Source organism: Streptomyces tsukubensis (assembly GCF_003932715.1).
Taxonomy (GTDB): Bacteria; Actinomycetota; Actinomycetes; order Streptomycetales; family Streptomycetaceae; genus Streptomyces; species Streptomyces tsukubensis.
In genome coordinates this window covers 5,367,437-5,379,669 of the sequence record NZ_CP020700.1, presented here as the reverse complement: position 1 = coordinate 5,379,669, position 12,233 = coordinate 5,367,437, and the positions used below count along the sequence as shown (strand labels likewise).

Below are 12,233 nucleotides of genomic sequence, written 5' to 3'. Positions count from 1 at the left end.
GCCCCGGGCGGCGCCGGGGCGGTCCGGCTCAGACGTACGGTTCGAGGTCGCGGACGACCGCGAAGCCGAGGCCGTACGCGCTCATGCCCCGCCCGTACGCGCCCAGGTGCACCCCGCCGGTGGTGGAGCCCGCCAGGATCCACCCGAAGTCGGTCTCGCGGTAGTGGAACGGGGTGGGCTCGCCGTCGACCGGCAGCGAGAGCAGCGACCAGACCGGCCCGTCGAGGTCGTCGGCGAGTTCGAACGCCGTCTCGGTCTGCTGGTCCAGCCAGTCGTCGCGCAGGGCGTGGTCCATCTGCGGCGGCCAGGTGTGGGCCAGCAGACCGGAGCCCGCCAGCCAGGCCGCCGAGGAGACCGAGGTCGCGTCGAGGACCCCCGTACCGTCGCGGCGCACCGGGCTGGCGGCGACCGTGACGACGACGGCGAACCGCTCCTTGCTCTCCTCGTCCCCGGCGGCGGACCGTATCGACGGGGTGTCGCCGTGGCCGAGTGAACCGTGCTGGACGATGCCGTCGGCGGCGGCGCCGACCTGCATCAGCCGGCGCGGGCCGGTGAACGCCTCGTCCAGCCCGTACCAGGGGAAGGACGCCCGGCCGTAGTCGTCGAGCGTCCGCTCCGCCTGCGGGCTCCGCCGCTCGGGCGCGGTCCGGTCCGCCTCAGGGCTCGTCGTCTCCATCGGGCCGCCTCCTCCGTGTCCGGGGCCGGGAGCGGACCCGCCCCCCTCGGGCGTCCTCGCGTCCTGGCCGATGGAGAGAATAACCACCCCGTCCCGGCGCAGCGGGATTGACCGCCGTCCGCAGGCGTGTAGGACCCGACTGCCGCCCCGGTCCGCCCGGTATGGGGCCGCCTGGCCCAACGGCCCCGGGAGCCACCGCACAGACCCGTACGGACGCGGCAGGGGGTACGGCGGGGGCGTGCCTCCGCGCACTCCGCGGGAGGGCGCGCGCGGTCGCTCACGGCTCTGTGCGCCGGAGCCTTGGGGCCGGAGGAAGTGCCGGTACGCGCCGGGGCCCGGAGCGCTGCGAGTGCGCTCCGGGCCCCGGCGGTACGGCCGCTCGAACCGTCCCGTACGTCAGGTCGCGTCGGCGTCGTACGGCGGACGCTCTTCGTGCGCGGGCTCGCGCTTCTTCAGCAGGTCGGGGGTGCCCGGCGAGGGCGAGGGCGGGGATGCCGCGGCGGTCTTCGCGGTGGAGGTGCCCGGTACGGCCGCGGGCTCCGGCCCGGTGCCGTTGACCGAGTCCGCGACGTCGTTGAGGTCCTTGCGGAAATCGAAGGAGTCGCCCAGCTCCTTCAGCTCGCGCAGTTCGTCGTTCTGGTCGAGCTGCTTGCGCAGGAACGTCTTCGGGTTCAGGTCCTCGAATTCGAAGTCCTTGAAGTCCGGGCCGAGTTCATCGCGGATGTCCTGCTTGGCACTGTCGGAGAACTGGCGGATCTTCCGGATCGTGCGCGACACGTCCTGGATGACCTTGGGCAGCTTGTCGGGGCCGAAGACGAGCACGGCGAGCACGACGAGAGCCACCAGCTCCAGTACGCCTATGTCACTGAACACCCTGCTACTCCTCGTGTTCTCCGTGGCCCGCGGGTCCCATGGGTACGGGATCCGATCCACCGTACCCGGCGGAAGTTCCGCGCGTCACGTGCCGGTAAGGGGTGATCCGCGCGGAACCGTCCCGTCCATCCGGCGTTCATCCGGATGCCGGGCGGCCGGTCACCGCCGTCCGGGGCCGGTCAGTCGCCCGTGGCGGAGCCGAGCGTCAGCTTCTTGGTTATGTTCCGGCCGTCGCGGAGGACGGTCAGCTCCAGTTCGTCGCCGGGGCGGTGGGCGCGGATCTTGACGATCAGCTCCTCCCCGCCGTTCACCTTCTGGCCGTCGACCTTGGTGATCACATCGCCGGGCCGGATGCCCGCCTTGGCGCTGGGGCCGCCGGGGACGACGGCCGGGGAGCCGTCGCTGTTCTTCGAGCTGACCCGGGCGCCCTCGCCGCTGTAGCGCATGTCGAGGCTGACGCCGATCACGGGATGGGTGGCCCGGCCGGTGTTGATCAGTTCTTCGGCGACGCGTTTGCCCTGGTTGACCGGGATGGCGAAGCCGAGGCCGATGGAGCCGGACTGGCTGCCTTCGGGGCCGTTGCCGCTGTCGGCGGCCCGGATGGCGCTGTTGATGCCGATGACCCGGCCCCGGGAGTCCATCAGCGGTCCGCCGGAGTTGCCCGGGTTGATGGGGGCGTCGGTCTGGAGGGCGTCGACGTAGCTGACGTCGCTGCCGTCCTTCTCCCCGCCCGCGGTGATGGGGCGCTCCTTGGCGCTGATGATGCCGGAGGTGACCGTGTTCTGGAGGTCGAAGGGGGCGCCGATGGCGACCACGGGGTCGCCGACGCGGACGTTCTCCGAATTGCCGAGGGGCAGCGGGGTCAGCCCGGAGACTCCGGTCACCTTGACCACGGCGAGGTCGTAGCCGCTGTCCTTGCCGACCAGGGTGGCGGCGGCGGTCTCGCCGCTGCTGAAGGTGACGGAGATCGGGCCGGAACCGCCCGCCGGGTCGATGACGTGGTTGTTGGTGAGGATATGGCCCTGTTTGTCGAGGACGAAGCCAGTGCCTGTGCCCTGTTCCCCGCCGCCTCCGACATGGAGGGTGACGACTCCCGGCAGGGCACGGGCGGCGATCCCGGCGACGCTGTCGGGGGCGCGGTCGCGGTCTTCCTTGGGGGCCTGGTCCAGTTCGACGCGGTCGGTGCCGAAGCCGCCGTTGCGTTCGGTGTAGGAGCCGATGCCGCCGCCGATGACCCCGGAGACCAGGGCCAGCAGGACCGCCCCGGCCACCAGGGGGCCCCGGCTGCTGCTGCGGCGGGGGCCGGGCCCGTCCTGGTAGTCCAGCGGGGCGGCGGGCGGACGGGCGCCGCCGGAGTCGGCGGGGGCACCCCAGGGGTCGTACTGGAGCCACTGCGCACCGGTGGCGGGCGGCGGCTGTGCACCGGGCTGTGCGAACGCCGTCTGCGGCGGCGCGGGCTGCGCCGGTACGGCAGGGGCGGGGGGCGCGGCGGTGAACCCGGCACCGTCCGTCGGCTGCCCGGCGGGGGCTTCGGCAGGAACGGGGGGCGCGGGCGGGACCGCGGGATGGGTCCCCGGAGCACCCGGAGCCCCGGGAACGGCCGTCTGCGGCCCTCCGGGGGCATCGTGGGGCGGGTAGGCCGGTGGCACGGGGGTGCCGTGCGCGGGGGTCGGTACGGGCCGCTGGACGGGCGGGGCGGGCGCCCACGGCCCGGGGCCGCCGTAGGGCGGGGTGCTGTACTCGTCGGGTTCGTGGAGCGGCCGGGGCTGCCCGGCCACGGCTCCCGGGGCGCCGGGTTCGGCGTCGACCGGCCCCGGACCACTGTCGGCCGGTGTCGCGGACGCCGCTTCGGCACGGCGCCGGGCACCGGCCCGGTTCCACCATGCCGCCCTCGGTCCGGTGTGCTTCCCGTCGTCCATGCTCTCCCCGCAAACTGCCGGCCTGGGCGGCGCCCCGGCGGACACCTCCGGAGATTCAACCAGGTTTGCGAATCACCGGCAGGAGGCCCCGGGGCCCGGGCTCACCGGGTGTTGGTCACCGGGCCCTGCGACGCCGGCAGCCGGTGGCCGGGCGCGGGTGACGCGGCAGCCGCCGAGGCCACGGGTGCGGGCGAGGCGACCGGCGGCAGGAAGCCGTGCGGGGCGCGGAGGTGGAAGGCGTACCCCATGGGGCGTATCAGCGGTTCCTTGAAGGCGGGGAAGGCGGGGTAGGCGGCGTTCAGCGCGGCCGGGGCGGGCAGGGAGGCCAGATTGAGCGGCACCTCGGGCACCTCGGGCTCGCCGGGAACGGACCGGGCAGCGGTGCGCTCCTCGGAGCGGGTCGGCCCGTGGCCGCTGTTTCTGCGGCGCTCGTACTCCGCGGCGCGGTTCGTCGCGGCGGAGGTGCCGAAGCCGGTCGCGGTGCCCTGGGCCGTACCCGCGGCGCCGCTGCCCGCTCCGGTGTTCACCGCGGCCGTACCGCCCGAGCCGGAGCCGCCGGAGCGCGGCCCGGCCTGGGCGGAGCCGTCCACGGGCATGGAGCCGCCGAGGGCGATCGCGGCGAAGGAGACCGCACTGGCGGCGGCGAAGGCGAAGCGGCGGCCGCGCCAGGGCGAACGCTCGCCGTCGGGCCTGCCGACCTCGTGCACCCCGAAGCCCCGGGGGCCGGCACCGAGCGGTGCCGGGGCACCGCCGAGGCCGTGGCCGCCGGGCAGATAGCCGAAGGGCACCGGCCTGCGGCCGGCCGCGGGGACGGGCGCGGCGAAGACGGAACCGCGGTCCCGGCCCCCGCCGAACGGGCCGCCGCGGGGGTCGTCCCCGTCGGAGCCCAGCGGTCCGGGCCCGGCGGGCAGCCCCTGGAGCCGGGCGAGCAGCCCCGCGGACGGCGGCGGCGGCGCACTCCGGGCGAAGACGTCCTTCAGCATGCGCTGGGCATCGGCCTCCGCCTTGCAGCGGGGGCAGGTCGCCAGATGGGCCAGCACCCGGTCGCGGGCGTCGTGCGTCAGCTCTCCGTCGACGAGCGCGGCGAGCCGGTCCCCGAGGTGGTGCTCGGCGGGGGACGTACGAGACGTACGAGAGGACTGCGGGGTCCTCGGAAGGGGGGTCGATCCGCTCACGCCGGTCCGCCCTCCCCCGCGAGCCCCACGGCCCCCGCGAGCGCACGCTGCTGATCGGCGCGGGCCTCGGGCGAACGGTGCTTCAGGGCCTTGCGCAGATGCGAGCGGCCGCGGTGGATCCGGCTGCGGACGGTGCCGAGCTTCACGCCGAGGGTGGCGGCGATCTCCTCGTACGACAGGCCCTCGATGTCACAGAGGACCACCGCGGCCCGGAATTCGGGCGCAAGGGTGTCCAGCGCCTGCTGCACATCGGCGTCGAAGTGGCTGTCGTTGAACACCTGCTGCGGCGAGGGCTCGCGGCTGGCGAGCCGCTCCGCCGCGTCGTCGCCCAGCGAATCGAAACGGATGCGCTGCTTCCGGCGGACCATGTCCAGGAAGAGATTGGTGGTGATGCGGTGGAGCCAGCCCTCGAAGGTCCCCGGCGTGTACGTCGACAGGGAGCGGAAGACCCGGACGAATACTTCCTGGGTCAGGTCCTCGGCATCGTGCTGATTGCCGGTGAGGCGGTAGGCGAGACGGTAGACGCGTCCGCTGTGGGTGCTGACGATCTCCTCCCACGAAGGGGGCGTCCACGCCTGTGATTCCGCGTCCGAGGCGAAGGTCGCGGTGGCGGCTGCGGTCGTGGTGGCGGTGGAACGGTCAGCAATGTCGGTCACGGATTTCGGCTCACCCGGTGACCTGGCGAGAAAACGCCGCAGCGCTCCCCGACGATCCGCAGGTGCAGCCGCACCTCCCCTATCGGCTCTGGTGGTGTCCAGCGGAGCCCCTACCATAGCCACCTCGCCCGTTAGCTCAGGATAAGAATCTTTACGCGAATTTGGATACCGGTACCGATACCGCTCCGGCTCATGGTCCGACTCCATGCGCTCCCCCGTCCGCCCGGTCGAAAGCCACCGCCCCGGCGTAATCCCGCGATATCCCCGGCCGCTGTTGCCTCTTGTTCTGCTGCCGTTCCGCCTCTTGTGGTGTCCTCCCGCTCAACGAACGGTCCCATCTGCGGGTTCCCGGCTCCAGCGGATACAGTCAACGTCGCGTTCAACTACGGGGACAGGAGAGGCCCATTACCGCCAACCGGCAGACGAGCTGGGCATTCGCCGATGCCTTCGTCGCCGAGGACGATGCGCTGCGCCGGGCCCGCGACCGGGCCCGGGAGTCGGGCGTCCCCTCGGTGTCACCGGGCACCGGTGCCGCGCTGCGCCTGCTGGCCGCCGCCACGGACGCCAAAGCCGTGGCGGAGATCGGGACGGGAACCGGTGTCTCCGGGATCTATCTGCTGCTCGGCATGCGGCCCGACGGCGTACTGACCACCGTGGACCCGGAACCGGAGCGGCAGCAGTTCGCCAAGCAGGCCTTCCGGGAGGCGGGCTTCGCCGGGAACCGCGCGCGTTTCATACCCGGACGCGCCCTCGACGTCCTGCCCCGGCTCGCGGACGGCGGCTACGACCTCGTCTTCTGCGACGGCGACCGGCTGGAGTACCTCGACTACCTCGCCGAATCGTTGCGCCTGCTGCGGCCGGGCGGCCTGGTCTGTTTCGAAGGTGTCTTCGCCCGGGGCCGTACGGTCGACGCGGCGGCCCAGCCCGCCGAGGTGCTGCGGCTGAGGGAGCTGCTCCGCACGGTCCGGGAGAGTCCGGAGCTGCTGCCGTCGCTGCTGCCCGTCGGGGACGGACTGCTCTGCGCGGTGCGCCGGGGCTGAGGCCCGCCCTTCCGGCCCCGATACGACCCGGGCCCGGTCCCGATGCGGGCCCGGACATGCCACTGCCCCGGCACGGGACCGTACCGGGGCAGTGAACAGGGTCTTCAACGACCGACGCGTCAGCCGACGACCTGCTTCAGGGCGTCGCCGAGGGCCTCGGCCTCGTCCGGAGTCAGCTCGACGACAAGCCGACCGCCGCCTTCGAGCGGAACGCGCATGACGATGCCCCGCCCCTCCTTGGTCACCTCGAGCGGGCCGTCGCCCGTCCGCGGCTTCATGGCCGCCATGCTCGTTCCCCTTCCTGAAACCAGCTCATCGACTGCCGACCGGCGGCCCCGCGGGCGCCCGTCATCACGGCATCGAACACATTGCTTCCAGGTCATTATCCCGCATGGCGGGACCCGATGACCAACATCGGTCGGCATCGCTTGGGCAACGCACTTTCCCAAAACCACCCAATTCGGTGATCGGCCGGACCGGGCTCTCCGCTGGTCCCGGGCCCGGTGGGGCCCTCTCGTACCCCTTGCGGCCCCGTTTCCGGGCCTCTCCGGCGTTCCGGGGCCTTCTCGGCACGGGGGGCACCACGGACCGGAAACCGGACGGGAAACCGGACCGGAACCGCCCGGGATTTTTCTTTGAGACAGGTCACAGCCCCCGGCCCTGTCCCCCGCGATCTCCGCCATGCTGAGCTGAGCATCCGTCGCGCCACCGTCCGCTCCACCGCCACCACCGCCGACGTGCCGAGACGCAGAACCCGCAGAAACCCGCAGGAACCGCAGAAACCGCAGAAACACAGAGAAAACTAAGAAAACCGAGGAGAGGGGACCCCGATATGGCCGACTCCGTGCTCTACGACGTGACCGACGGGCTCGCGACGATCACGCTCAACCGGCCCGACGCCATGAACGCGCTGAACGTCGAGGCCAAGGTCGCGCTCCGGGAGGCGGTCCGCGCCGCCGCGGTGGACGGGGCCGTCCGGGCGGTGCTGCTCACGGGCAACGGCCGCGCCTTCTGTGTCGGCCAGGATCTGAAGGAGCACTCCGAGCTGCTGGCCCGGGACGAGGAGTCCGGTTCCCGCGCCACCATGAGCACGGTGGGCGACCACTACAACCCGATCGTCCGGGCTCTGGCCGGGATGGAGAAGCCGGTGGTCGCCGGGGTGAACGGGGTCGCCGCGGGCGCGGGCCTGGGCTTCGCGCTGGCCGCGGACATCCGGGTCGTGGCGGACACCGCGTCCTTCACCACCGCCTTCGCCGCGGTGGGGCTCACGGCGGACTCCGGGGTGTCCTGGACCCTGCCCCGGCTGATCGGCCACAGCCGCGCCGCCGACCTGCTGCTCTTCCCCCGGAGCCTGACCGCCCGGGAGGCGTACGAGCTGGGGATCGCGAACCGGCTGATGGCCGCGGACGCCCTGGCCGACGAGGCCCGTGCGGTGGCCCGCGCCCTGGCCGACGGACCCACCCTGGCCTACGCGGCGATCAAGGAGTCCCTCGCCCACTCCGCGTCCCACTCCTTGGAGGAGACCCTCGCCAAGGAGGACGAGCTGCAGACCCGGGCGGGCGCCTCCCGGGACCACCGGAACGCGGTGGTGGCGTTCACGGCGAAGCAGAAGCCCGTCTTCGAGGGCCGCTGACGGCCCGGTCCCAGCCGTCAGCGGCCACCGCGCGCCCTCACCCCCGGGCCACGCACTCCGCCAGATGGTCGTCGACCAGTCCGCACGCCTGCATCAGGGCATAGGCGGTCGTCGGTCCGACGAACCGCAGCCCCTCCTTCTTGAGCGCCTTGGCCAGGGCCTTGGACTCGTCGGTGACGGCGGGCACGTCGGACAGGGTCGCGGGCGCGGGGCGGTCCGCCGGGTCGGGTGCGTGGGACCAGATCAGCCGGTCCAGCTCGCCGGGGGCCCAGCCCGCCAGCACCCGGGCGTTGCCGAGGGTGGCGTCGACCTTGGCGCGGTTGCGGATGATCCCCTCGTCGGCGAGGAGCCGCTCCCGGTCCGTATCGGTGAAGGCCGCGACCTCGGCGATGGCGAATCCGGCGAAGGCGCGGCGGAAGCCCTCACGGCGGCGGAGGATGGTCAGCCAGGACAGACCGGACTGGAAGGCCTCCAGGCAGAGCCGCTCGAACAGGGCGTCGTCGCCGTGGACCGGGCGCCCCCACTCCTCGTCGTGATAGCGCAGATAGTCCTCGGTCGACAGCCCCCAGGGGCAGCGCGGCCGCCCGTCGGGCCCGGGCACGGTTCCTCCGGCGGTCATCGGTCGCGCCCTTCGGTCGTAGTGTCCGTTCCACCGGGCTCCGGCGCGGTGAGCCCCGCTCCGTACTCCGCTTCGGAGGCGTCCCTTACGGCGCCACCGGCCGGCTTCCCGTCCGCACCGGCGTCCGGGCCCGGCTCCGGATCGTGGTTCCGGTCCGGCTCCGGATCGTGGTCCCGGTCCGGGTCCGGCGTCGGGTCCGGATCCAGGTCCAGGTCAGTGTCCAGGTGCGTATCCAGGTCGGGTCCGGGACCGGCGTGCGGGCCGTGCTCCGGCACGTCGTACGCACCGGGCGCCGCGTCCTCGCCCGGATCCCCCACCCCGGCGAACAGCTCGCGCCCCCCGACGGCCGTCGCCCGCGCGCCCGCGAGCGCCGACTCCAGCCGGGCGATCCGCGCGTCCCGCTCGGCCAGCTCCGCCCCGAGCCGGGCCAGCGCGTCGTCCACATCCGCCATCCGGTAGCCCCGGGCGGCGACCGGCAGCCGCAGCGCCTCCACATCGGCCCGTCCCACGGGTCTGCTCTCCGGCAGCGGATCCACCAGCCGCTCGGGCGCCGCCTCGGGCAGCGCCGCGCTGTCGCCGCCGCCGAGCACGGCGAGTGTCACCGCGCCGACGACCACGACCATCGCGATCAGCAAGAACAAGAACACGAGCGAGCGTCCCTTCCCGTGGAACCCGAGGACCGAGGAGTGACCCGAGGGATGATGCGTCCGGTGCTGATCGTGCCACGCCGGTCCGACAGTTAGGGTCGCAGGCCGGACCACCAGAGGAGGAAACCGCTGATGCTGCGGCTGGGAACCCGCGAATTCGCCGCGCACGAGCCGGTGATCATGGCGATCGTGAACCGTACCCCCGATTCGTTCTACGACCAGGGGGCCACGTTCCGCGACGAACCCGCGCTGGCCCGGGTCGAGCAGGCGGTGGCCGAGGGTGCGGCGATCATCGACATCGGCGGGGTGAAGGCCGGACCGGGCGAGGAGGTCACGGCCGAGGAGGAGATCCGCCGTACCGTCGGTTTCGTCGCCGAGGTACGGCGCCGCTTCCCGTCGGTGGTGATCAGCGTCGACACCTGGCGCCACGATGTCGGCGCCGCGGTCTGCGAGGCGGGCGCGGACGTGCTCAACGACGCCTGGGGCGGCTTCGACCCGAAGCTCGCCGAGGTCGCCGCCCGCTACGGGGCGGGCCTGGTCTGCACCCATGCGGGCGGCGTGGAGCCGCGGACCCGGCCGCACCGGATCGCGTACGACGACGTCATGGCCGACATCCTGCAGGTCACCGTGGGCCTCGCGGAGCGGGCGGCGGACCTCGGGGTCCGGCGCGACGGCATCATGATCGACCCGGGTCACGACTTCGGCAAGAACACCCGGCACTCGCTGGAGGCCACCCGCCGGCTCGGGGAGATGGCGGACACGGGCTGGCCGGTCCTGGTCTCCCTCTCCAACAAGGACTTCGTCGGCGAGACCCTGGACCGGCCGGTGAAGGAGCGGCTGATCGGCACCCTGGCGACGACGGCGGTGTCGGCGTGGCTGGGCGCTCAGGTGTACCGGGTGCACGAGGTGGCGGAGACCCGTCAGGTGCTGGAGATGGTGGCCGCGATCGCCGGTCACCGCGCGCCGCGGGTGGCCCGCCGCGGTCTGGCCTGACCCGCGGGCGGTGACGGCGGCGAGGGGGGTACGGGCCGGGCCCGTACCCCCCTCGCCGTTCACGTTCTCAGCGCGAGGTCTCCTTGGTGACCAGCGCCACCGCCTCGTCGACGTCGTCCGTGACGTGGAACAGCAGCAGATCGCGCTCGGACGCCTTGCCCTGGGCGACGACGGTGTCCCGCAGCCAGTCGACGAGACCGCTCCAGTAGGCGCTGCCGAAGAGCACGATCGGGAAGCGGGTCACCTTGCCGGTCTGGACGAGGGTGAGCGCCTCGAACAGTTCGTCGAGGGTCCCCAGCCCGCCGGGGAGCACCACGAACCCGGAGGCGTACTTCACGAACATCGTCTTCCGGACGAAGAAGTAGCGGAAGTTCACCCCGATGTCGACATGCGGGTTGAGCCCCTGCTCGAACGGCAGCTCGATACCGAGGCCCACGGAGACGCCGCCGGCCTCCCTGGCACCCCGGTTGGCGGCCTCCATCGCACCGGGTCCGCCGCCCGTGATCACCGCGAAGCCCGCCTCGACCAGCGCGGTGCCGATCCGGATGCCCGCCTCGTACTCCGGGGTGTCCTGCGGGGTCCGCGCGGAGCCGAAGACACTGATCGCGTTCGGCAGTTCGGCGAGCGCGCCGAAGCCCTCGACGAACTCGGACTGGATCCGCATGACCCGCCAGGGGTCGGTGTGGACCCATTCGGAGTCGCCTTCGGTGTCCAGCAGCCGCTGGTCGGTGGTGCCGGGCTGGACCTGGTCTCTGCGGCGCAGTACCGGCCCCTGCCGCTGCTCCTCCCAGCCGCGCGCACCATCGGGATTGCCCATGGACCTGCTCCCTCCGCCGGACGTCCGCACCGCGGACGTCGTCGTTGGTCGTTCCTCGATCAAGCCTAGATCGTTCTCTCGCCGTACGGGCTGCTCAGGACGTCAGCCACTGGCGGAGCTTCTCCTCGCAGTGGGAGATCCGCTCCACGGCCACGTGCTCGTCGCGCTTGTGGGCGAGGAGCGGATTGCCGGGCCCGTAGTTCACCGCCGGTACGCCCAGCGCGCTGAAGCGGGCGACATCGGTCCAGCCGAACTTGGGCCGGGCAGTGCCGCCGACGGCCTTCATGAACGCGACGGCGGCGGGATGGGTGAGGCCGGGGCGGGCCGCGCCGCTGTGGTCGTCGACGGTGAACTCGGTGACCCCGCAGCCGGCAAAGACGTCCCGGACATGGGCCAGCGCCCGCTCCTCGTCCAGGTCGGGGGCGTAGCGGTAGTTGACGACGACGGTGCACTCGTCGGGGATCACATTGCCCGCGACTCCGCCGTCGATACGGACCGCGTTGAGCCCCTCCCGGTACTCCAGCCCCTCGACGACCGGCCGGCGCGGCTCGTAAGCGGCGAGGCGGGCGAGGATCGGGGCGGCGGCGTGGATGGCGTTGGACCCCATCCAGCTGCGGGCGGAGTGGGCGCGTTCACCGCTGGTACGGAGGAGGACCCGGAGCGTGCCCTGGCAGCCGCCCTCGACCTCGCCGTCGGAGGGTTCGAGCAGTACGGCGAAGTCGCCCGCCAGCCATTCGGGGTGGGCGTCCGCGATCAGGCCGAGGCCGTTGAGATGGGCGGCGACCTCTTCGTTGTCGTAGAAGACGAAGGTGAGATCGCGGTTGGGGTCGGGGACGGTGGCGGCGATCCGCAGCTGGACGGCGACCCCGGACTTCATATCGCTGGTTCCGCAGCCCCACAGGACGCCGTCGGAGTCGAGCCGGGAGGGAACGTTGTCCGCGATCGGCACGGTGTCGATATGCCCGGCGAGGACGATCCGCTCGGCCCGGCCGAGGTGGGTACGGGCGACGACGTTGTTGCCGTACCGGTCGACGGAGAGGTGCGGCAGCGCGCGCAGTGCGTCCTCGACGGCGTCCGCGAGGGCTTTCTCGTCGCCGCTGACGGAGGGGAAGTCGACGAGGGCGGCGGTGAGGGCGGGGCCGTCGAGGCGGAGGTCGAGCGTGGTGGGGCGCATGGGACCGACCC

The 12,233-nt window shown here is 72.9% G+C and carries 12 protein-coding genes and 1 pseudogene; 3 read left to right on the top strand and 10 right to left on the bottom strand.

Going from position 1 to position 12,233, the window contains the following annotated elements; genetic code table 11:
• Positions 1-28: 28 nt before the first annotated feature.
• From B7R87_RS22340 to sigE, 5 genes are all read right to left on the bottom strand, one after another.
• Complete coding sequence (locus B7R87_RS22340) at positions 29-676, bottom strand: hypothetical protein (RefSeq protein ID WP_006346795.1); 648 nt, start codon at positions 674-676, stop codon at positions 29-31.
• Positions 677-1,072: 396 nt separating this feature from the next.
• Positions 1,073-1,549, bottom strand: a complete 477-nt coding sequence (locus tag B7R87_RS22335) for a sec-independent translocase (protein ID WP_006346796.1) — start codon at positions 1,547-1,549, stop codon at positions 1,073-1,075.
• 179 nt (positions 1,550-1,728) lie between these two features.
• The gene (locus tag B7R87_RS22330; protein WP_130584850.1) at positions 1,729-3,468 is read right to left on the bottom strand and encodes a trypsin-like peptidase domain-containing protein; all 1,740 of its coding nucleotides are present in this window, start codon (positions 3,466-3,468) and stop codon (positions 1,729-1,731) included.
• A 101-nt stretch (positions 3,469-3,569) separates the two neighbouring features.
• Positions 3,570-4,643 (bottom strand): anti-sigma factor family protein, encoded by a 1,074-nt coding sequence (locus B7R87_RS22325; protein ID WP_130584851.1) that lies wholly within the window; start codon positions 4,641-4,643, stop codon positions 3,570-3,572.
• Positions 4,640-5,416, bottom strand: a complete 777-nt coding sequence (sigE, locus tag B7R87_RS22320; RefSeq protein WP_187144539.1) for an RNA polymerase sigma factor SigE — start codon at positions 5,414-5,416, stop codon at positions 4,640-4,642. The genes B7R87_RS22325 and sigE overlap by 4 nt, the downstream gene beginning before the upstream one ends.
• 221 nt (positions 5,417-5,637) lie before the next feature.
• Here sigE and B7R87_RS22315 point away from each other — a divergent pair, with 221 nt between their 5' ends.
• Positions 5,638-6,339, top strand: coding sequence for an O-methyltransferase (locus tag B7R87_RS22315; protein ID WP_045852872.1), 702 nt, complete (start codon positions 5,638-5,640; stop codon positions 6,337-6,339).
• A 119-nt stretch (positions 6,340-6,458) separates the two neighbouring features.
• Here the strand turns inward: B7R87_RS22315 and B7R87_RS22310 are convergent, their stop codons facing one another.
• Positions 6,459-6,626, bottom strand: coding sequence for a DUF3117 domain-containing protein (locus B7R87_RS22310; protein ID WP_006346801.1), 168 nt, complete (start codon positions 6,624-6,626; stop codon positions 6,459-6,461).
• A 545-nt stretch (positions 6,627-7,171) separates the two neighbouring features.
• On the opposite strand from B7R87_RS22310, the gene chcB reads away from it, so the two are divergent.
• Complete coding sequence (gene chcB, locus B7R87_RS22305) at positions 7,172-7,972, top strand: 2-cyclohexenylcarbonyl CoA isomerase (RefSeq protein ID WP_006346802.1); 801 nt, start codon at positions 7,172-7,174, stop codon at positions 7,970-7,972.
• 37 nt (positions 7,973-8,009) lie between these two features.
• Here the strand turns inward: chcB and B7R87_RS22300 are convergent, their stop codons facing one another.
• Positions 8,010-8,591 carry a DNA-3-methyladenine glycosylase I gene (locus tag B7R87_RS22300; protein ID WP_006346803.1) on the bottom strand — a complete coding sequence of 194 codons (582 nt, stop codon included), beginning with the start codon at positions 8,589-8,591 and terminating at the stop codon, positions 8,010-8,012.
• A 290-nt stretch (positions 8,592-8,881) separates the two neighbouring features.
• A pseudogene (locus B7R87_RS22295) lies at positions 8,882-9,238 on the bottom strand (hypothetical protein); the annotation flags it as partial.
• Between the two features lie 132 nt (positions 9,239-9,370).
• Between B7R87_RS22295 and folP the strand changes: the two are divergent.
• A complete protein-coding gene (gene folP, locus B7R87_RS22290) occupies positions 9,371-10,231 on the top strand; it encodes a dihydropteroate synthase (RefSeq protein WP_006346805.1) in 861 nt (286 codons plus the stop codon).
• A 67-nt stretch (positions 10,232-10,298) separates the two neighbouring features.
• On the opposite strand, the gene B7R87_RS22285 is transcribed toward folP, so the two are convergent.
• Together B7R87_RS22285 and dapE are read right to left on the bottom strand one after the other, a co-directional pair.
• Entirely contained in the window at positions 10,299-11,048 is a 750-nt protein-coding gene (locus tag B7R87_RS22285) for an LOG family protein (RefSeq protein WP_006346806.1), read from the bottom strand.
• Between the two features lie 94 nt (positions 11,049-11,142).
• A complete protein-coding gene (gene dapE / locus B7R87_RS22280; RefSeq protein ID WP_006346807.1) occupies positions 11,143-12,222 on the bottom strand; it encodes a succinyl-diaminopimelate desuccinylase in 1,080 nt (359 codons plus the stop codon).
• Positions 12,223-12,233: the final 11 nt, after the last annotated feature.